A 20,197-nucleotide genomic window follows, 5' to 3' on the forward strand; every position below is an offset into this window, starting at 1 on the left:
GCTTAGCGTGCCAGCAGGATACGCAGCATGCGGCGCAGCGGCTCGGCGGCGCCCCACAGCAGCTGGTCACCCACGGTAAAGGCGGCCAGATACTCAGGGCCCATATTGAGCTTGCGCAGACGACCCACCGGAATGCTGAGGGTGCCGGTGACGGCAGCCGGAGTCAGCTCGCGAGCTGTGATATCGCGATCGTTGGGGATCACTTTTACCCAGTCGTTGTGGGCAGCCAGCAGGGCTTCGATCTCCGCCAGCGGCACATCCTTTTTCAGCTTGATGGTGAAGGCCTGGCTGTGGCAGCGCAGGGCGCCGATCCGCACGCAGAGACCATCCACCGGAATAACGGCGTTCTCGATACCCAAAATCTTGTTGGTTTCGGCCTGACCCTTCCACTCTTCACGGCTCTGGCCGTTGTCGAGCTTGGTATCGATCCAGGGGATAAGGCCACCGGCCAGCGGTACGCCGAAGTTGTCCACCGGCAGGGTGCCGGAGCGGGTCTTCTCGGTGATCTTGCGCTCGATATCGAGGATGGCGGAGGCAGGGTCGGCCAGCTCGACCGCCACTTCATCACGCAGCATCCCCATCTGGGTGACCAGCTCGCGCATATGGCGGGCACCACCACCGGAGGCAGCCTGATAGGTGGCCACGCTCACCCACTCCACCAGATCGGCCTTGAACAGGCCGCCGAGGGCCAGCAGCATCAGGCTGACGGTGCAGTTGCCGCCAACGAAGGTCTTGATGCCATCGTTCAGGGCCTGCTCGATGACGTCGCCGTTGACCGGATCCAGAATGATGACGGCGTCTTTCTCCATCCGCAGGGAGGAGGCGGCGTCAATCCAGTAGCCCTGCCAGCCAGCGGCTTTCAGGCGCGGATAGACATCCTTGGTGTAGTCGCCGCCCTGGGCGGTGATGATGATATCCTGCTTGGCCAGCGCCTCGATATCGAAGGCGTCTTGCAGAGTACCGGCATCGACGCCGAAGTTGGGAGCGGCCTCACCGGCCTGGGAGGTGGTGAAGAATGTGGGTTGAATATGGGCGAAATCCTGCTCTTCCTGCATCCGGCTCATCAGAACCGATCCCACCATGCCACGCCAACCGACCAAACCTACTTTTTTCATATTGTCCTACCCTGGATTGCTGCTAAAGAAACTCGTGGTGACACCCGTAACCCCTTGTCTGGCGACGCCTGTTTACAAGCGGTTTACAGGCCATTTAAAAAATATGCGCTGCGAAAAATGCGTCTATCCACATTACGGATTGTGACGGCTTGCGCAAGTCGAATTGCGCAATATTCTGTGCCGTTTGCTGCATTAACCGGCAGCCAGAGCACCGCTCAGGCAGACGGGGAGGGAGAAGGTCAACATCAGACGAAAAGGCCACCGTTTTTGGCGGTGGCCTGTCAATAAAGCGGTTGAGAACGTCCTCTGCTGTTGTCTGGGGGCGCAGTTGGCGAGTGAAACAGCCCGACAGCGTAGGCGCTTAGCCGTAACGGGCGAGAGTCAACCCCTCATCGCTGATGGCGGGTTCGCTGCCGCTGATAAGATCGCACAGAAGCTGACCCGAGCCGGCCGCCATGGTCCAGCCCAGGGTGCCGTGGCCGGTATTGAGCCAGAGACCGGGAATGGGGCTGGGCCCCACCAGCGGGGTGCCGTCCGGCGTCATGGGACGCAGGCCGGTCCAGAACTCGGCCTTGCTGATATCGCCCCCTTCGGGGAAGAGATCGCCGACCACCATCGCCAGAGTGTCGTGGCGTCTCGGGTTGAGGGCGAGGTTGTAGCCCGACAGCTCCGCCATGCCGCCGACCCGGATCCGCTCGTCAAAACGGGTGATGGCCACCTTGTAGGTTTCATCGAGCACGGTACTGCGCGGCGCGGCCTCGGCATTGATCATCGGCAGGGTGAGGGAGTAGCCCTTGACCGGATAGACCGGCAGCTCCAGCCCGAGCGGGCGCAGCAGCGGCCGTAAAAAGCCGGTGGCATAACTGCCGAGCGCGCAGACGATGGCATCGGCGCGATAGCGCTGCTCGCCCGCCCGCACCGCCACGGCGCGGCCGCGGGCTTGCTCAATCTCGTCGATGTCGCAGTTGAAGACGAACTTGACCCCGAGCTTCTCGGCTTCAAGGGCAAGGGCCTTGGTGAAGCGGAAGCAGTCGCCGGTCTCGTCGCCGGGCAGACGCAGGCCGCCGACGATTTTGCCGCGCACCCGCGCCAGCGCAGGCTCTACCACTTCGCAGCCGCTGGCATCCAGCGACTGGTAGGGGACGCCGTATTCCTCCAGCACCTCGATATCGCGCTGGCTGGCATCGAGCTGGGATTGGCTGCGAAACAGCTGCAGGGTGCCGAGCTGGCGCCCTTCGTAATCGATGTTGAGCTCGTCACGCAGCCGCTTCATGCAGTCGCGGCTGTATTCGGCCAGACGCACCATGCGCCCCTTGTTGGTGGCGTAGGCGGTCGGGGTGCAGTTGGCGAGCATTCTGAGCATCCAGCGAAGCTGGAAGGGGTCGGCGGTGGGGCGCACGGTGAAGGGGGCATGCTTTTGCAACATCCATTTTGCCGCCTTGAGGGGAATGCCGGGGGCCGCCCAGGGGGCCGCATAACCCGGGGATATCTGCCCGGCGTTGGCATGGCTGGTTTCAAGGGCGACGCCACCTTGTCGCTCCAGCAGAGTCACCTTGTGACCCGCTTTGGCCAGATACCAGGCGCTGGTTACCCCAATTACGCCGCCACCGAGAACCACTATCTCCATATCGTCTTTCCTTGACTGATCTCCTGATGTGGCCACCACCATAATCAGCCGCCACAGGATATTCAACCGCTCTACGCAGGATTGGGATCTCCGTCTGCTTGCCAGTCACAAGCTGGTGTTTGGTGCGATGGTGAGCCTGATTGCCAGCGTAAATCGCTGCGCTGTTGTCAGGGGCATCTGTCAGGGAACATGGCCCGCTTACAACTGCTCCAGCTGGATTAGGTAGTGCTCCGCCGTTGCTAGAATAGCCTGCTGTTGTTCGGCAGCTTGGCCATCCCAGTTGGCATAGGGGAGGGCGAGGCGGGGATTGCCGCCCAGTTTGTCCCGATTGCGCCAGAGAAAGTGCCAGTAGAGGCTGTTGAAGGGGCAACTACCGTCGCCGTGGCGGGCTTTGACCTGATAGTGGCACCCCTTGCAGTAGTGGCCCATCCGCTCGAGATAGGCGCCGCTGCTGGCGTAGGGCTTGCTGCCCATCAGGCCGCCATCGGCAAACTGGCTCATGCCGCGGGTGTTGGGCAGCTCGACCCACTCGATGGCATCCACATAGATGCCGAGATACCAGGCATCCACCTCGTCAGGATCGAGCCCCGCCAACAGGGCAAAGTTGCCGGTCACCATCAGCCGCTGGATATGGTGGGCGTAACCGTGCTCAAGAGACTGGCCAATGGCGTGACGCACGCAGGCCATCTTTGTTTCTCCATTCCAGAAGAAACCGGGCAGCGGCCGGTTGGCCACGAGAAAATTGGTCTGCTTGTAGTCGGGCATCTTCTCCCAGTAGAGGGCACGGACAAACTCGCGCCAGCCGAGGATCTGGCGGATAAAACCCTCCACCTGCGCCAAGGTGATGGTGGCCTGATTGGCCTGCCAGTGGGCTTCGGCGGCGCGGATCACCTCAAGCGGATGAAGCATCTTGCTGTTGAGGGAAAACGACAGTCGGCTGTGAAACAGACTCCAGCCCCGCTCGCTCAGGGCATCCTGATAGCGGCCAAAATGAGGCAGGCAGTGGGCCAGAAAATAGGCCAGCAGCTCGCGACTCTGGCGCCTTGTGATGGGCCACGGCAGTTGGCGGGCATCCGCCTTGCCGATGGTGCTGACCCCGTGGCGGGTCAGCATGGCATCAATCTCGCTCACCTCGTTGGCAAAGGTGAGGGGTTCCGGGATCGGCTGACGCTCCGGCAGCTTGGCGCGGTTCTCGTCATCAAAATTCCAGCGCCCGCCAAGGGGTTGGCCGCGCTCATCAAGCAGCACCCTGTATTGCTTGCGCAGGGCGCGGTAGAAGAACTCCATCCGGCTGTGGGGATAGCGCTGCCAGCCATCGCGGGGGGTGAGAAAATGTTCGCTCTCCACCTCGGTGGCAGGGATGGCAAGGCCCGCTGCCCAGCTTTTCAACTGGCTGGCGAGGCGCCACTCGTCCGGGCTCTGCCAGGCAAAGCTGTCGGCCTGATGCGCCGCGATTTGGGCTGCCAGCAAGCCGGGCAAGTCGGGCCAGCGGGCACTCTCATCAAGGGTCAGGTAACAGACGCGGTGGCCCGCCTTGCCAAGGGCCGCTGCGAAGGCGCGCATGGCGGCAAAGAAGGCCAGCACCTTCTGGCGATGGTGGCGGCAGTAGTCGGTCTCCTGGCGCAGCTCCGCCATTAGATAGCAGGTTGCCGGATCCGGGGTGCGAAACCAGCTGTGAGCGGCGTTCAGCTGATCGCCGAGAATCAGGCGCAGCTCCATCAGGCTGGCTCCCCCTCAGGTTGCTGGCTGCGGTGACGAGCGTGGCGACAGCGTTCGCTGCAGTAGCGAACCTCCTCCCAGCTGCGCGCCCACTTGCGCCGCCAGCTGAAGGGGCGCTGGCAGAAGGGGCAGATCTTCTCGGGCAGATGGGGTTTGCGATGCATGATGGCTACGGCCTTGGCTGATGGGGGATGTGGCGTGTGGGTAGGGAGAATAACGAACCGGGGGCGTGGACGGATCAACCTCACTGCCAGTTTGCCGCGCAGATGCCCACTTTGTGAGCGGGCGCACAGCCCGTCAGTGCACTCCTTGTTTGCCAATTAACCAGCCGTTAACGTGGCGAGGCTGCCCGTTGGCAGCATCCATCAATGGATCTTGTTGGCCACCGACTGTCTACAACCGATATGGAGGGGAGTGATGCCAATCATGACAGCTACGCCCCGGGCAGCTTGCCTGCTCGCCCACTGGTATACCCGGGATCCCATTCTCACCTTCGACTTTCCTCACCGCTGATTGGCGGCACCCGCCGTTTGAATTTGTCAGCCGGACGACCCTGATCGCCTCGGCCTCTTTACCAATTCCAATTTCAAACACACTGGCCTTGCGCCGGTGAGGAGTCTTTTATGCGTCGTATACCCGAGCCGTTTCGTATCAAGATGGTCGAGCCCATCAAACAGACCACTGGCGCCGAGCGTCGCGCTGCCCTCGAGGCCGCTGGCTGGAACCCCTTCCTGCTGCTGGCCGAGGATGTCTATATCGATCTGCTGACCGACAGCGGCACCGGTGCCATGTCCGATCGCCAGTGGGCCAGCATCATGATGGGGGACGAAGCCTATGCGGGCAGCCGCAACTTCGTCGAGCTGGAGCGCACGGTGCGCGAGATCTTTGGCTACCAGCATGTGATGCCCACCCACCAGGGGCGCGGGGCCGAGCAGATCCTCTTCCCCGAGCTGGTCAAGCGCTGTAAGGGCAAGGCGCCGGTCTTCATCTCCAACTACCACTTCGACACCACCAAGGCTCACGTGGAGTTGGCTGGGGCGCGGGCCATCAACCTGCTTACCCCGAAAGCCCTCGACACCACGGCCCCCTATGCCTGGAAAGGGGATTTTGATCTCCCTCGCCTGACCGACACCATCGAGACCTTGGGGGCCGACAACGTGGCCGGCATCATCATCACGGTGACCTGCAACAGCGCCGGTGGCCAGCCGGTCTCCATGGCCAATATGGAGTCGGTTTCCGAACTGGCCCGTCGTCACCAGATTCCGGTGGTGATCGACGCCGCCCGCTTTGCCGAGAACGCCTGGTTTATCAAGGAGCGGGATCCGGCTTATGCCAAGCGCAGCATCAAGGAGATAGTGCGCCAGATGTTCGCGCTGGGGGACATCTTCACCATGTCGGCCAAGAAGGATGGGCTGGTCAATATCGGTGGGCTCTGCTGCTTCAGGGAAGATCTCGACCTGTTCCGCGCGGTGCAGGTGCGCTGCGTGGCGATGGAGGGGTTTGTCACCTATGGCGGCCTCGCCGGGCGGGACATGGCGGCGCTCGCCATCGGCCTGCGCGAGGGGATGGATGAGGAGTATCTCACCTACCGTATCAGTCAGGTGGCCTATCTCGGCGAGCGGCTGGTCGAGGCGGGGATCCCCATCCAGACCCCCACCGGCGGCCATGCGGTCTTTGTCGATGCCAAAAAGCTGCTGCCCCATATTCCGGCCGAGCAGTTCCCGGCCCATGCGCTCGCCTGCGAGCTCTATCTGGAAGGGGGTGTGCGCGGGGTGGAGATCGGCTCCCTGCTGCTGGGGCGCGATCCCGCCACCGGCAAGCAGGAGGCGGCGGACTTCGAGCTGCTGCGTCTCACCATTCCGCGTCGGGTCTACACCCGGGATCACATGGACTATGTGGCCGACTGCCTGATCGCGGTGAAAGCGCGGGCCAGCGACATTCGCGGGCTCACCTTTGACTACGAGCCGCCGCTGCTGCGCCACTTCACCGCGCGGCTGAAACCTGTCTGATCAGCAACCGGTCAGACTGGGTGATCAACCGCGCCAAGCAGTGAGGATCACCGGCTGCTCCCGGTTAAACGGCCCAGTAAAAAAGCCCCCGCACCAAGGTGCGGGGGCTTTCGTTTATCTAAGCAAAGTCGGGTCAGACCGCCTGATACTCCAGCTCGACCGAGCCCAGCGCCTTGAGGGTGGACTGGGCGGAGTCACGCTGGCTGATCTGGCCGTTTTTGTTCTCCAGCAGCACGGCGCGGCGGATGGTGGCGAGATCTTCGCCGTTAAGCACCGCATGGGCGCAGGCCATCTGCATCGGCGGCAGGCTGGGGTTGAAGGCGGCGTTCTCGGCGTAGCGGCCAGAGAAGATGCGGCCATCGGCAAACTGCAGCGCCACCGCGGCATAGCCCTGACTGTAGGGGGCGTAGCTTTGACGGGCTGCGGCCAGCGCGGCTTGCCACAGCGGATCTTCGCTTTGAAGTTCAAGCTCTGCGTGATCCTGCGGGCTCATCAGCGCATCAGTGATGTCGAGATCTGCCGGGCCAAACGAGTGGGGTAGGAAGGATTGCAGGGCGCTCAGGTCATCGGGCAGGGAGACTTTAAGGATCTTGGCGGTGCTCAGCTCGTTCATGAACTGACGGCAGTGGCCGCAGGGGGTGTAGTTGACGGTGATTTCAGAGATCCCGGTCTCACCACCCAGCCAGGCGTTGGAGATGGCGGACTGCTCGGCGTGAACCGAGTGGAACAGACCTTGCCCAGCAAACTCCATGTTGGCACCGAAGTACCAGCTGCCGCTCAGGCCGCAGGCGATGGCACCGACATAAAACTTGGAGATGGGCGCCACCGAGCAGGCAGCGGCCAGTGGCAACAGGGCGAGGCGCAGGGCGCGATCATCGAGACCTGTGGCGGCTTTCAGGGTGGCGACTTGCTCCGGCGTGAAGCGGGCGTTGAAGTCGGCACTATCCAGCATGGGCTGCACGGCTGCTTTGAGCGGGGCAGAGAGGGTATCGAATGGCTTGGCAAAACGGGGATGCATAGTGTGTCCTCAAAGGCCAATTGGGCGGCCATTGTAGGGAGCAAGCTCGGGTAAATGTGTGAGCAGGCTCACGCCCTGATGGGCAAACGGAGGGGGATGGTAATGGAAACGTTTGTCTTGTGCAAATTGTGCGGCAGGTCGCACCCCGACAGCGCTGCAGAGCTGTCGGGGTGGCTAATCATCGGTCAGGTGAGCCAGTGATAGATGGCAAAAAGGAGGGGCGCGACGGCAGCGGTGAGGATACCGCACACCACCATGGCGAGCGAGGCAAAGGCGCCTTGGGTGATCCCCTTCTCGGCGGAGGTGGCGGTGCCGATGGCGTGGGCACAGGCCCCCATGGCGAGCCCTTGTGCTTCCGGGTCGGTCACTTTGAACAGTTTGAGCAGCGGGTAGCCGATCAGGGCACCGACAATCCCCACCACCACCACCACGGCGGCCGCGATGGCGGGAATGCCGCCGATGGACTGGCTGACGCTCATGGCGAGCGGGGTGGTGATGGATTTGGTGGCAAGGGAGGCGAGCAGTGCCGGATCTGTGCCCATAAAGTGACCGATCAGCAGGGTTGTGCACACCGAGATCAAGACGGAGGCGAGGGTACAGATTAGGATGGGCTTGAGCTTGGCCTGGATCTGGCGCGCCTGCTGATAGAGCGGCAGCGCCAGCGCCACCACGGCGGGCTCCAGCAGCATGGTAATGGGGCTGCTGCCGCGCTCGTACTGCTCAAGGGGCAGATCGAGCCAGAGCAGCAGGCCAATGATCACCGCGGTCGGCACCAGCACCGGGTTGATGATGGGCCAGGGCAGGCGGCGATAGAGGGCGCGGGTAGCAAAATAGAGCGCGAGCGTTAAGGGAATGGCGAGCCAGAAGATCATTTGTTCATCCTCTGGTAGAGCCGACCGACGGTGGCGAGGATCAGCACGATCCCGAGCACGATGCAGAGCATGATGACGCCGAAGGATTGGCGCAGGGGCTCAAGCCAGGCCACCAGTCCGACCGCAACCGGCACGAACAGCACGCCCATGTGGCGCAGCAGCAAGCCAGCGCCCAGCTCGACCCAGTGCAGCTTGATCAGTTGCAGGGAGAGCAGCACGAACAGCAGCAGCATGCCGATGATGCTGCCGGGAAAGGCGAACGGCAGGATGGCTGCCACGGATTTGCCTGCCAGCAGGCAGGCGACGATGACCATAAAGTCACGAAAGTACAGCAAGGCGCGTTGCGCGATCACGTGAACCTCATCGACTGGGAAGAAAAATCGCAGTTTACCAGAGAGGCCGGGTCGCGGCATTAAAACAATAACAACTGAAATCAGTTCGTTTGAAGCTGATTTGTATGCAGATTATCTGTTGAACATCGTCTGATAGAACCCTTTTTCGAACTACAAGGAGTAGTGATGACATCCCTCTTGTCCCGAGTTCGCCAGCTGACGAACGATAATGCGTTGCCACCCCATCTGCTGCAAACCCGTCAGTGGGAAGGGCCCTTGTGTCGGGTGCGACTCGACAACACCGGCGCTGATGCCACTCCGGTTGAGCGCTGGGTGCTGTTTGACGGCAAGCTTGGCCTGCCGGTGGAGAGCGCCATCTATGGCGAAGGATTCCAGATGCTGGCCCAGACCATGGGTTGCTGGCAATCACCGCAACATGTCGGCCGTTGCCCCGATGCCAGCGTCTATCGCATCACCGATGACAATGGCTTTCACACCATTCACAACCTGTTGCTGGTGGAGCATGGCAAGGGGTGGTTGCTGCTCGCCTTTGCCAGCTGCCACCGTTTTGGCGGGGAGTTTCGCCTCTACCCCGATGGTCGCTTGCAGATCCTGATGAATTGCGAAGGGCGGGAACTCGCGGCCGGTGAGCACTGGCAGAGCGAGGCGCTGATCTGCCTCGAAGGGGCGGAGCGCGAGGATCTGCTGGACGAGTTGGCACGGCTGATCGAGGCTGAGCACGGCTCGCTGATCGGCAAGGTGAGTGAGCGCCCGAGCGGCTGGTGCTCCTGGTATCACTACTACGCCGAGGTGAGCGCCGCCGATATTCGCGAAAATCTGCAGGTGCGTGCCGAGCGTTTCCCAGCCCTGCGTTACGTGCAGATCGATGACGGCTATCAGGCCAAGATGGGCGACTGGCTCACCCCGTCGGCCAAGTTCGAGCAGGGGGTGGCATCACTGGCTGAGGAGATCAAACAGGCTGGCTGCGAGCCTGCCCTCTGGGTCGCTCCTTTTATTGCAGAGCCCGGTTCGCAGGTGTTTCAGGATCACCCCGACTGGTTTGTGAAGGGGGATGACGGCTTGCCGCTGCCCTCAGAGCGGGTTACCTATGGTGGTTGGCGCTGTACCCCCTGGTATGTGCTGGATGGTACCCACCCCGAGGTGCAGGCGCACCTTGAGCAGGTGTTCCGCACCCTGCGCGAACAGTGGGGTATCCACTACTTCAAACTCGATGCCAACTTCTGGGGCGCCATCCACGGTGGCCGTTTCCACGATCCGGCTGCCACCCGGGTTGAAGCCTATCGGCGCGGTATGGCCGCCATCCTGCGTGGTGCAGGTGAAGGCGCTTTCCTGCTCGGTTGCAATGCCCCCATTTGGCCAAGCCTTGGGTTGGTGCACGGCATGCGGGTGAGCGATGACGTGGAACGCAACGGCCACCGCTATCGCCAGATCGCTCGCGAAGCCTTCTGCCGCGCCTGGCAGAACGACAAGCTCTGGGCCCTCGACCCCGACTGCATCTGCCTGCGGGATCTACCGAGCCAGCAGGCAAGCAAGGCGGATTACAGCTTCCATCTGGCAGCGCTGGTGGCGAGCGGCGGCATGATGCTGGCTGGTGATCGACTGCAAGATCTCGATGAGGAGCAGGCGGCGCAACTGCATAAGCTGCTTGCGCTCTGCGCAGCCCGAGCACCCTCTGCCCGTTTCGAGTCGATGGACTTTGCCTGCGGTGAAGTGAGCCTTCCCGAGGGTGGCACTCTGCTCTGCCTGTTCAATTGGGAGGGGTTACCACAGGAGTTTCTGTTGCCGGAAGGGGGAACCGATTTTTGGCAAGAGCAGGCTGTCGGCACAACCGTAACCCTGCAAGGGGGTGAGGGGCGGGTGATCCGCTACGCCTGATAAGGCGCATCTCTCAAAAAACTCAGGCTCCTTCGGGAGCCTGAGTTTTTGTGATTTGGGAGACGGTATCAGTAACGCCACTCGACCCCGACGGCGTATTTGGCGGAGCCATAGCCCGGGATGTCGCTGCCGGAGGCGATCGCCTTGAGGGTCAGCAACGGGGTGATGGGTACCCCCAGACCAAAGCCGATGGCCAGCTGATCATTGGGGTTCCCCATCAGATCGACCCGCATCACTCGATAGAGGGACATATCCTCGCTCAGGTGCATATAGGCCTGAGACGCGCGGTTATAGACCTGACCAAACACCTCCAGCTGGAAACCGGACTGGGCACTGATGGCAAGCGGCACCCCGACAAACTTGTACAGATGGGAGCGGTTGAAGTAGCTGTTGGTGATCTGGGGGGTGAAGTCAGTCTGCTGATAAAGAGTGTTGAAATTCTGTTCTACGATGCGATAGGTCTGCTCGGGCAGGCGAGCAAGATAATCCGGCACATCGAACCGGTATGCGGCGTTGGCTGCCAGCGGCAGCAGGGTCAGTAATCCGAGCAGTGCGTGGTGACGAGGCATCAGCAAATGGCTTCCGTTCGGCCAAAGAGATTACTTGCTTGGGATACATCCGCTCAGGATGTCGCAAGATATTGGTTTTTGGGAAAATCCCCTTCGTCATTATGACCTGAAGAAGGGGGCTGGCGGGAAGGATTTAGTGTGAAACTACTCACAACTCATAAATCTTCCAGATAACGATAGAGACTCTTGAGAATCGCAAAGTTCCGTTCGTTACTCTGGTTCTGCTCTGCCAGCGCCTCGAGACGGGGCACATAGTCCGGCAGACGGCGGCTGAAGTAGTCGCTGCAGTGCAGGCGCCAGCGCTTCTGCTCGGTTTCGCTCAGAGTGTGTGGCCAGTTGCGGGCGCGGTAGCGGAACAACATCTCCGGCAGCCGCGCGTCGGTAAAGGCAAACTCCCGCTCACCCAGCAGATCTGCGGGGGTAGCGCGCACCAGATCCATGGTGGACTTGTCGCCGTGGCCAAAGAAGCCGGCGTAGAGTTGGGTATCAGGGTCGCTGTCATTGCTGCCGGCGAACTCCTGATTAAACACTTCCACCAGTTTTTCCCGCACCTCCGGGTGGGCGCGCAGCAGATCCAGGCTCTTGCGGCACTGTTCCCGGTCGATGCCAAGCTGGTCGGCGCGCTCCGCCGTCAGGGTAGCGGCCGGCGCCAGCACCGGGCACTTGTTGATATGCACCAGCTTCACTGGGATGCTGGCCAGATCCCCCAGCTCCTCTTTCTTGGTATAGAGGCGCTCGCGGATCTCCTCGCTGGTGAGCTCGATAAGCGGGGTCGGATCGCGGGTCAGATCCACCATGATCACCGCGTTCTGGTTGGTAGGATGCCAGGCGAGCGGCGAAACCCAGCTCACACACCCTTGCCAGGGGGAGAACATGCCGGAGACGTGCGCCAGCGGCTTCATGGTCACCACGTCAATCAGCGCCTTCACCTTGTTTTTGTTGCGCAGATCAAAGAGATAACCAAACAACTTGGGTTGGGCTTTTTTCACCAGCTTGGCCATCTCGATAGTGGCCAGCACGTCCGAGAGCGCATCGTGGGCATTGGCATGGGCCACGCCGTTGGCGACTGTCAGCTTCTCCAGCCGGAAACTCGGCTTACCCTCCTCGTCAAAGGCCCACTCGATCCCCTCCGGCCGAAGGGCATAGCAGGCCCGCAGCATGTCGAGGATGTCCCAGCGGGAGTTGCCGTTTTGCCAGCTGTAGGCATAGGGGTCATAGAAGTTGCGATAGAGGGTGTAGCGGGTCACCTCATCATCGAAGCGGATGCTGTTGTAGCCAAGCACGCAGGTATTCGGCGTGGCGAACTGCTCGTGGATCTGGCGAATGAAATCCGCCTCGCACAGCCCATCCTTCATCGCCTTTTGCGGCGTGATACCGGTAATGAGGCACGCCTCCGGATCCGGCAGGTAGTCCGCTGGCGGTTTGCAATAAATCACCAGCGGCTCGCCAATGATGTTGAAATCCGCATCGGTGCGAATACCGGCAAACTGCGACGGCCTGTCCTTGGCGGGGCTGATGCCGAAGGTTTCGTAGTCGTGGAAATAGAAGGTAGGATTTGTCTGCTGGTTCATTTCGTGGTTCTGAATTGTGTCTATATGCTTGAAAAACAAGTCGTTATACGGAGTGTTATCTCAGATTGTCTCACTTTGTCCGATCTTGATTCAGTCCGTTTCAGACCAGTTTGGTACATATCTGTGTACACGTTAGGACGCGTTAATGTGTCAGTGAAAAATCAGATGACCAGTCACAGGAGAGTCATATGCCACTTACTGATACGAAGCTACGGGCCCTCTATGGTAAGCCCTACTTTGGCAAGACGGAATTGTCAGACCGTGATGGACTGTCAGCTCGGGTCACCGAGCGAGGCACCATCTCGTGGCAATATCGCTATCGCTGGCAAGGAAAAGCAGCGAGACTCAAAATTGGACGCTATCCCGACCTTAAACTCGCTGATGCCAGGGCGTTGATCCCTGCTATCCGTGGCGCTCTTGAACGTAATGAACATCCCAGAGTTTTCTGGGATAAACTCCACCAGAAGCATGATGTCACCCTGAAACAGTGCTGCGAGCATTTTCGTGAGCACCATTTGCCCAAGCTGCGGCCTCGTACGGTCATGCTCTATGAGCATACCATGCAGCGCTATTTCGAACCTCTGTTTATTGGTATTCCGGTGGAACAGATCCCGTTTTCGAGCTGGCTGGAGTGGTTTGATAAGATTGGCAAGAAAAAGCCGAAAAACGCAGGGCATTTATTGCGCAGGTTAAAATCCATACTTAGTTTTTGTATTCGGCGTAATCTCATTGGCGGCTCCCCGGTGCTGCAATTACGCACCGAAGATGTGGGCTCTCAACCTGAGAGAGGCTCTCGTGTGTTGACCATGCGTGAACTCGCTCAGATTTGGATTGCATTTGAACAGAGCAGGGCCAGCCGCGGATTAAAATTGGCAGCCAAATTGGTGATCCTACTTGGCTGTCGCAGCGGCGAGGCATTGGGTGCGCAGTGGAGTGAGTTTAATCTGGAGGAGCGAATTTGGACGGTTCCCGCTGCTCGAGCCAAATGTGGTGCGCCAATACGTCGGCCTATTCCTGGCAGGGTGATGATGTTGCTGCAAGAAGCGGCAGCGAGATCTCGGCTAAGGGGAGGGCCAGTATGTCGCTCGCCAGTGAATCCAAAAAGATCGTTGAGCAGTGCGTCTCTGATCCAGTTAGCAGAGCGTGTTCGAGATAAACTGGATCTGCCGTATTGGCGTATGCACGACATGCGTCGAACGTTGAGTACGCGTTTATCGGAAGAGCGAGTTCTACCACAGGTCACAGAAAAAATGCTTGGTCACAGGATGGCGGGTGTCATGGCTATATACAATCTACATGACTGGATTGATGAGCAACGTGAGGCATATGAATTATGGGATAAAAAATTAATGGAGGCAGTAAAATCATTGCGGGAACTCTAAATATAACCGAACCAAAGTTGATGTAATTCATCATCTAAGATTAGTGATTTTCCCTTGACATCCAATTATTTATCGCTGCGACAGAATAAAAGCCCTTATTGATAGGTGGTGGGAACTTGTCTTCTTTAATCCATCTATACAGCGTCGATCTTGATATGCCAAGTTTTTTTAATAGTGTTTTTGTCCTTATTAGTGCTGGTTCATTGTTGTTCATATGGCCTCCTATTTTTTTAGGAGGTTAAACATGATTGGTATATGTGTCAATTTACCATATTTTTAGACGGCTTGCTTTTATGATATAGAAAAGCAAGTAGTCATTTTCATACTGCGAAAATCAATTCAATAATTGTTTTTGTGTATTATAAAAGCAATGGAAATGGCTATGGAACAATATGGCTTATGGTCATGATATGTAAATTTCAATAACATTTTTGACTCCTTTTAACTCTCGATGGTTGGGTATGGAGTGTGTTCGTGTTGTTAAGTCAACGGGTGGCTCTATTCATTATTGGTAGAGTTGAAAAAGCGATTGAATAGGTTAGCCACGAGGGGGTAATAAAAGTGGGGGTTAAGCAGAGAGTTAATAAAGTCTTTGTGTTTCATAGGATTGTGAATCCGTTCACAAATCATGACGCTTTTTTAAAAACATAATGTCACGCATTGCAAATTGGATTCGTTGGAGTATTGTTTGCGGTTTCATATGGTTATACTAGTTCCGGAGAAACTGTTGATGTCAAAGCTACTCCTTATGGCTGCAACCTTGGTTGCAAGCAATGTGGTGATGGCCACTACGGTTATTGATGTAAACGTAATGGTTCCTAAATCCATCGTTGATCAAGATGGTGCCGAAAAAGTGTTTAACACCATTCACCAGCGTGTAGCGGCTATGGACGAGTATTACACCAGTCAGCGCACCGGCATCGTCAAAAATGGCAATCCTCAGAACCTGCATTTCGAGGTGAAGCAGATCCTCGTTATGAGCGATACCGTCCTGAACCCGACGTGTAAAACAGGCTACTCAGCCGCGGTTGTTCTGCTCAACGAAAAGGTGATCGGTGTTCGTAGCTCTTATGGCCCGAACTTCGGCATCATGGCGCCTCCGCTGTGGGACGGTGTATGCACCAACGAGCAGGACATTCAAGACCTGACCTTCGCTGCGCACAGCTCTGGTGCCGATATGTGGATCACCACAAAGGGCGGCCCTGATGGCAAGTTTGATGGGATGGCTACTTCCGGCGCTGATTTTATGGTGAGTCGTTATGACACCACCCCTGATACCTACGCACATGAAGCCTTCCACCTGTTCGGCGCAGAAGATCTTTACAACCGTAAAGGTGCAGAAGGATTCTGCGACCAAGGGGGCATCTGGGCTGGTCGTCTGATGTGTGGTTACGGTGATCTGACCAAGAACAACATGTTCGGTGGCAGTCCTTCCGCCATTGACCAAGGGGATATTTACCCGTACGGCCCAAGCGAGAGATATTTGCTCCAAAACTTCTACAACAACCCTGACAGCCCTGATGCCGCTCGCCTGTTGACGATGCCTGATGGCAACCTCCGCGCTTACTACGGATGGACAAAAGGCACTGGTGCAGGCGTCATGCCGAGTGCAGACGTTGCTGATCGCACTTTCACAATGAAAGTAGACAGCACTACCCTGACCAATGCGAAGCCGTATATCGATGTTATCATCACTGCCTCTGGCACTGATGCTGCCGGTAAGCGTCTCTCTGTAGAGCTGTATAGCGAGTCTGGCAGCGCGGTTGTGGGCCAGCACTACAACGATGGTATCTCGCAACTGGTGCGCTTTGACCCGACTACTGGGCAGACTGCACTGGATGCAGCAGGCAACCCGACCTACACAGTGCGCGTGACAGCGCGTGACCTAGCGTTCGTCGGTGCCAAGAGCTTTACCCTCGGCCTGCGTAGCAGTACTGGCGGTAATGTGATTACCCAGCCAATCGTTATCACTGTGCAAGGTGCCAACACTGATGATGGTCGCAACGATGGTGGTGACAACGGTGGCGGTGGTTCGACAGGACCGATCTCATTGCTGACTTTGGTTATCTGCGGGTTGGTTCGCCGGCTTAAAATGTGTTGATAAGCCTTGTACCAATACCTTTTTTCATCATTATGGCAAGGTAGTCAAGCTGCGTTGGCATGGTAGGTCGCCAAAGCACCCAGATGTTATGAGTGTTGCCGAGAATAATTACGGGCGTCACCAAAACACGAATTCCGATTAAACGATTTATTACAGTCAAGGCTCCCGCCATGTCGGGAGCCTTTCTTATTTCTATCTCTCTTTGCCGGATGTGCGGAGAAGTCGGACATCATGGCGCAGGGTTAACTTGGTCGTATTTGTAGGTCTGCACTCTTGAGCTTGAAGGTACACCCTTGCTGGATGAGCTCCTCCCGATTTGCCAGCACCAGCGGGTAGAGCAGGGGATGTTGTTGATGTTCGCCGTTATAGCTCACTTGCATCCGTTCCAGTGCGTAATGCACCAAGGGGATCCGTTGGCTGATCAACAGCTGGTTCCCTGTCATCGCATAGTCTCTGGCAATGATGGCCTGTTGTCCTTCACTGAGCCCGGGATTGGGAACGACTACCGCAGTCACCTGGGTGTTCCACTCCAGATCCTGCTCCCGGCCGTGAGGAGAGGCATCCAGCAGATCCGGTTCGCCCCGAAAACGACTCATCACAAAATCCAGATATTCCCCTTTCTTCTCGCAGTAGGCACGTACGTGCCAGCGGATCCCGTCATAGACTAGGGTGTGGGGCACGATATTGCGGCCACTCTGCTCCTCTGAACTGAGGGATACGTAATCGACATCGACCCGCAGTTGGCCGCGCGCCGCCTGCACCAAACCCCGCACAATCTTGGGGTCGATATGGCGGTTCGGCACATCCAGGATTTCGATATGGCCGTAGCGCAAATCCATCAGCGGCAGCGTTAACAGGCCCGCTTCATGTTGGCGCTGGTGCTGCTTTTCACGGTGTAGCAGCATCAGGTACTCATCCACTTTTCCCTCACTAAAGCGCGGGACAAAGTGCTCTGTGGGTTTGTATCCCTTCAGGCTTCTGTCATAGACCAGCCCCTCCGGTGAGTAGTGGGTCAGGTAGTGGTTGATATCCCGTGACGCCTGTTGGCGACCGATATTGAAGGCGGTCATCAAATGATTGGTAGTCAGCCGTCCCTCCCACTGCAAGACGATCTCCAACAGACGAAAGCGCAGGGTTTGATCCCAGGTGAGCTCTTTGGGTGCCATACGTGCTCCAAAATGCGACATGTTTATGTAACCAGTATCGGCATGAGTATACAGACTACATATAATGAGTCCATCGAAATGAGCGCCAAAGGAGCATGTCATGAACGGGAAGCTGGATAGTGCTTACAGCCATCACGCCGCGTGCCGGATGCAGCAGCGCGGTATTGCTCCCGAGTTGGTAGAGCTGCTGCTGAACATCGGACGTTCTTCTTATCACCAGGGGCGCGAACTGGTTTATCTCGATCGCAAAGGAGTTGCCATGCTGCAAGCCGAGTACGGATTGCCAGCGGAATGCTGCCAGCGGCTGCGCCGTCACTATCTGGTCCTGCAAAACGGCGAGATTGTCACCGTCGGTCATAAAACCACTCACTTCAAACGCGATCGTCACTGAGGCGCTATGAACTCAAGTCTGTTATCAGGTCAGGCGGCCATGCCCCTGATCAGGGGGATCTATTGCTTGCTGTCAGCCGAGCGGGCCAAGGCGTTGACCGCTTTGCTTGCCCAAGGCGCGTGTCACCAAGGGGGTGAGACTTCACCACTGGCGGTGGTGACGGCATTGGCTATCCATGTCGAGCAACATCGACTGGATTGCACGTCACAGCCCATCTATCTGGGGCGTGAGCAACTGATGACCGGTGCAGCCGATTTGCTGGGGGAGGATGCCAGCTTTGAAGAACAGGATGCGTTTCGTCTGTTGGCGCTGCTACTCGACAAATTGCTGCGAGGAGGGCGTGGCAGCCGTCAGGCCAAGCTGGATGGACTCACGCCAAGCGTGATGGAGCAGCGGGCGCTGGCTGCCCGCTCCCCGAATAGCGGCGCTGTGGTCCGCGGCAGCTGGCGGCGCAAGTCACGCAATCAGCTGGGCCATGCCAGCTGGCTGGATGTGGTAGAAGCCGCCCTCTGGTGCTTCTGGCATGGTGACGATTTGGCAAGCGGCGAAGTGCTACTCGGTGTGCTGCTGGGCAGGGATGAACGGGTGCGGTTGGTCTATGGACTGTTAGCCGGGGCTTTCTATCTGTCAGATCGGACAGATTGAAGCCGCGGCGCCATCGTATCCCGCCATCCTGCGCCTGATTAACCTGCCAGCTCAACCACCGGATAACAGGCATCTCCCCACAGGGTATCGGGATGGGTCATCATCAACTCGATGATTACCGGTACCAGCTTGCCGAGCAGGTTGGCACAATCCTTCAGTTGTTTGCGATTGACCGAGCTGTTCCAGGTCGCACCGCCATGGATCAACTGGTTGCGCAAGGTATAGAGGCGGTTAAACACCACGCCCAGCAACTGTGGGGTGTTACTGCTGGCGAGGGCCTGGTTTGCCATCTTCTTGCCTTGTGCCAGCCGCTCCTTCCACTGGGCTTCGCTTATTTTGCCGCTGTGATAATCCCAGAAGCCTTGCAGTACAAACGGGGTATCCAGCAGTATGCGGATACTGCCAGAGAACTCCAGCCAAACCAGATGCTCGATCTTTTTGTGCTCATCCAGATAGCACAGTTTCTCCAGAAAGCCTTTGAAGGTCTCCTGTTCAGAGAGGCGACGATCGTCATCGATTTCAGTGGCATAAGCCGCATTGAATGCAATCCAGAGAAAGATAAAGCGGCCATCTTCATCTTCGGCCATTTCAGCACGTTGCAGCCAGCTTAAGGCACGATGAACTCGCAGGTTGAGGTTGCTGGGAGAGTGTTCACGCAGAGTCCGGTGACGAGTTTTCAACTGTTCAAAATTCAACGACGATCTCCTTCTCAATCAGATGAATAGCCAGCTTTGACAACCAGACTCTCTGTCCTGCTGCTTGATCATCAGGTTGATGAAGAACTGGCTGGAATAGCAATGTGGTGATAGCAGCGGCTACTTGCGGATGACACCCTTCAGCGTTGCAATGGCCAGCTCCACCATGGTGGCCGACGATTGTTCCAGTGGGGCATGGTGGCACTCGGGACAGGCCTCAAACCAGGTGTGGCCACGTACCATAACATCGCTCTTGGGTACAACCGTCTTGTGCCAGCCACATGTTGGGCAGCGATAAGTAGAAGGGGGTGGTTGTATCGGCATGATATCCCTCAAGCAAGTTCCATTTGGCCTAGAGTAACACGGCTCAAATTATTGCAGTGAGCTCCTTGTTCACACTCTTTAGAGTCAAAGTTGTATCCGCCTGAAAACACGACATGTGCAAAACCCCAGTATCGAAGCTGTGCGGCTGGCCCGGTATAGTCAGCCGAGTTCACATCAGAGGGGATATGCGATGAGAAACCAACACGGCTTTTGGTTAGCGACACGCCCGTTGTCATTAATCGCCCTGTTGCTGGGCCTAACGCCGCAAATCGTGTTTGCTGCAGACTGCACCTATCGGGAGAATGCGCTGGGCAATACTATCTACCAGTGTGATGATGGCAAACAGGGCACTCTGCGTGAGGATGCACTGGGCAACATCAAAGACTCGGGTACCGGCATTACCTGGCGCACCGATCCGTTGGGCAACCTCAAGGGCAGCGATGGCACCACCTACCGCAAAGACGCACTGGGCCATGTGCGTGGCAGCAATGCCAAAACCGGCGAACGGGTGACGTGGCGTGAGGATAGTCTCGGTAACCTGCGTGCCTCTGATGGCACCGTCTGCCGAACCAACGCGCTGGGGCAACTCAAATGCCGTGGCGAGAGTACGCCGCCAGCCTTGCTTGAAGGCAAATGATGGCTTTTGCAGCAAACGGTCGGCGCATCACCCTCTGATGTGATATCAGGCATGGTTGCAACGGGGCCAAGTGGGTAAACTCGTTGGCAATTTCTGGCACCGCAACCGGCAAAGTTGTGAATCTCTGC

20 protein-coding genes are annotated in these 20,197 nt (G+C 57.9%); 7 read left to right on the forward strand and 13 right to left on the reverse strand.

Annotation, left to right across the window (positions count from 1 at the left end):
* Positions 1 to 2 precede the first annotated feature (2 nt).
* The 4 genes from asd to I6L35_RS15730 all read right to left on the reverse strand — a co-directional run bounded on the left by asd (position 3) and on the right by I6L35_RS15730 (position 4,625).
* A complete protein-coding gene (gene asd / locus I6L35_RS15715; RefSeq protein ID WP_005345266.1) occupies positions 3 to 1,115 on the reverse strand; it encodes an aspartate-semialdehyde dehydrogenase in 1,113 nt (370 codons plus the stop codon).
* Between the two features lie 361 nt (positions 1,116 to 1,476).
* On the reverse strand, positions 1,477 to 2,742 hold the full coding sequence (locus tag I6L35_RS15720; protein WP_216978691.1) for a D-amino acid dehydrogenase: 1,266 nt from the start codon (positions 2,740 to 2,742) through the stop codon (positions 1,477 to 1,479).
* A 198-nt stretch (positions 2,743 to 2,940) separates the two neighbouring features.
* Positions 2,941 to 4,461 (reverse strand): cryptochrome/photolyase family protein, encoded by a 1,521-nt coding sequence (locus tag I6L35_RS15725; protein WP_216978692.1) that lies wholly within the window; start codon positions 4,459 to 4,461, stop codon positions 2,941 to 2,943.
* Positions 4,461 to 4,625 carry a DUF2256 domain-containing protein gene (locus tag I6L35_RS15730; protein WP_216978693.1) on the reverse strand — a complete coding sequence of 55 codons (165 nt, stop codon included), beginning with the start codon at positions 4,623 to 4,625 and terminating at the stop codon, positions 4,461 to 4,463. Before I6L35_RS15730 ends, I6L35_RS15725 begins: the two co-directional genes overlap by 1 nt.
* 459 nt (positions 4,626 to 5,084) lie before the next feature.
* Here I6L35_RS15730 and I6L35_RS15735 point away from each other — a divergent pair, with 459 nt between their 5' ends.
* Positions 5,085 to 6,470: a tryptophanase gene (locus I6L35_RS15735; protein ID WP_216978694.1), complete on the forward strand. Its 1,386-nt coding sequence runs from the start codon at positions 5,085 to 5,087 to the stop codon at positions 6,468 to 6,470.
* Positions 6,471 to 6,603: 133 nt separating this feature from the next.
* Here the strand turns inward: I6L35_RS15735 and cdd are convergent, their stop codons facing one another.
* The 3 genes from cdd to I6L35_RS15750 form a co-directional block, all read right to left on the reverse strand.
* Entirely contained in the window at positions 6,604 to 7,488 is an 885-nt protein-coding gene (gene cdd, locus I6L35_RS15740) for a cytidine deaminase (RefSeq protein ID WP_005345271.1), read from the reverse strand.
* Between the two features lie 185 nt (positions 7,489 to 7,673).
* Positions 7,674 to 8,360 carry an LrgB family protein gene (locus I6L35_RS15745; RefSeq protein WP_104014718.1) on the reverse strand — a complete coding sequence of 229 codons (687 nt, stop codon included), beginning with the start codon at positions 8,358 to 8,360 and terminating at the stop codon, positions 7,674 to 7,676.
* Positions 8,357 to 8,713, reverse strand: a complete 357-nt coding sequence (locus tag I6L35_RS15750) for a CidA/LrgA family protein (protein WP_005333279.1) — start codon at positions 8,711 to 8,713, stop codon at positions 8,357 to 8,359. Before I6L35_RS15750 ends, I6L35_RS15745 begins: the two co-directional genes overlap by 4 nt.
* A 165-nt stretch (positions 8,714 to 8,878) precedes the next feature.
* Between I6L35_RS15750 and I6L35_RS15755 the strand changes: the two genes are divergently transcribed.
* On the forward strand, positions 8,879 to 10,588 hold the full coding sequence (locus I6L35_RS15755) for a glycoside hydrolase family 36 protein (RefSeq protein WP_216978695.1): 1,710 nt from the start codon (positions 8,879 to 8,881) through the stop codon (positions 10,586 to 10,588).
* A 68-nt stretch (positions 10,589 to 10,656) separates the two neighbouring features.
* Here the strand turns inward: I6L35_RS15755 and I6L35_RS15760 are convergent, their stop codons facing one another.
* The gene (locus I6L35_RS15760) at positions 10,657 to 11,157 is read right to left on the reverse strand and encodes a hypothetical protein (RefSeq protein WP_216978696.1); all 501 of its coding nucleotides are present in this window, start codon (positions 11,155 to 11,157) and stop codon (positions 10,657 to 10,659) included.
* 155 nt (positions 11,158 to 11,312) lie between these two features.
* Positions 11,313 to 12,728, reverse strand: coding sequence for an exodeoxyribonuclease I (gene sbcB / locus I6L35_RS15765; RefSeq protein WP_216978697.1), 1,416 nt, complete (start codon positions 12,726 to 12,728; stop codon positions 11,313 to 11,315).
* A 188-nt stretch (positions 12,729 to 12,916) separates the two neighbouring features.
* Between sbcB and I6L35_RS15770 the strand changes: the two genes are divergently transcribed.
* Positions 12,917 to 14,110 (forward strand): site-specific integrase, encoded by a 1,194-nt coding sequence (locus tag I6L35_RS15770; protein ID WP_064337861.1) that lies wholly within the window; start codon positions 12,917 to 12,919, stop codon positions 14,108 to 14,110.
* 40 nt (positions 14,111 to 14,150) lie between these two features.
* Here I6L35_RS15770 and I6L35_RS21320 read toward each other — a convergent pair whose 3' ends face one another.
* Entirely contained in the window at positions 14,151 to 14,324 is a 174-nt protein-coding gene (locus I6L35_RS21320; RefSeq protein ID WP_216978698.1) for an AlpA family transcriptional regulator, read from the reverse strand.
* A 516-nt stretch (positions 14,325 to 14,840) separates the two neighbouring features.
* Between I6L35_RS21320 and I6L35_RS15780 the strand changes: the two genes are divergently transcribed.
* On the forward strand, positions 14,841 to 16,211 hold the full coding sequence (locus tag I6L35_RS15780; RefSeq protein WP_216978699.1) for an SVAGG family GlyGly-CTERM protein: 1,371 nt from the start codon (positions 14,841 to 14,843) through the stop codon (positions 16,209 to 16,211).
* 242 nt (positions 16,212 to 16,453) lie between these two features.
* Here the strand turns inward: I6L35_RS15780 and I6L35_RS15785 are convergent, their stop codons facing one another.
* Positions 16,454 to 17,377 carry a WYL domain-containing protein gene (locus I6L35_RS15785; RefSeq protein WP_047435310.1) on the reverse strand — a complete coding sequence of 308 codons (924 nt, stop codon included), beginning with the start codon at positions 17,375 to 17,377 and terminating at the stop codon, positions 16,454 to 16,456.
* A 100-nt stretch (positions 17,378 to 17,477) separates the two neighbouring features.
* Between I6L35_RS15785 and I6L35_RS15790 the strand changes: the two genes are divergently transcribed.
* Positions 17,478 to 17,768 carry a DUF4258 domain-containing protein gene (locus I6L35_RS15790; protein ID WP_064337874.1) on the forward strand — a complete coding sequence of 97 codons (291 nt, stop codon included), beginning with the start codon at positions 17,478 to 17,480 and terminating at the stop codon, positions 17,766 to 17,768.
* Positions 17,769 to 17,774: 6 nt separating this feature from the next.
* Entirely contained in the window at positions 17,775 to 18,413 is a 639-nt protein-coding gene (locus I6L35_RS21155; RefSeq protein ID WP_234879819.1) for an ADP-ribosylglycohydrolase, read from the forward strand.
* 38 nt (positions 18,414 to 18,451) lie between these two features.
* Here the strand turns inward: I6L35_RS21155 and I6L35_RS15800 are convergent, their stop codons facing one another.
* Together I6L35_RS15800 and I6L35_RS21260 are read right to left on the reverse strand one after the other, a co-directional pair.
* Positions 18,452 to 19,108 (reverse strand): HEPN domain-containing protein, encoded by a 657-nt coding sequence (locus I6L35_RS15800; RefSeq protein WP_216978700.1) that lies wholly within the window; start codon positions 19,106 to 19,108, stop codon positions 18,452 to 18,454.
* A 120-nt stretch (positions 19,109 to 19,228) separates the two neighbouring features.
* The gene (locus I6L35_RS21260; protein WP_257621997.1) at positions 19,229 to 19,351 is read right to left on the reverse strand and encodes a hypothetical protein; all 123 of its coding nucleotides are present in this window, start codon (positions 19,349 to 19,351) and stop codon (positions 19,229 to 19,231) included.
* A gap of 310 nt (positions 19,352 to 19,661) precedes the next feature.
* Between I6L35_RS21260 and I6L35_RS15805 the strand changes: the two genes are divergently transcribed.
* Positions 19,662 to 20,069 carry a hypothetical protein gene (locus I6L35_RS15805; protein WP_042029645.1) on the forward strand — a complete coding sequence of 136 codons (408 nt, stop codon included), beginning with the start codon at positions 19,662 to 19,664 and terminating at the stop codon, positions 20,067 to 20,069.
* The last annotated feature ends 128 nt before the right edge of the window (positions 20,070 to 20,197 follow it).

Source organism: Aeromonas sp. FDAARGOS 1405, assembly GCF_019048265.1.
GTDB classification, from domain to species: domain Bacteria; phylum Pseudomonadota; class Gammaproteobacteria; order Enterobacterales; family Aeromonadaceae; genus Aeromonas; species Aeromonas veronii_A.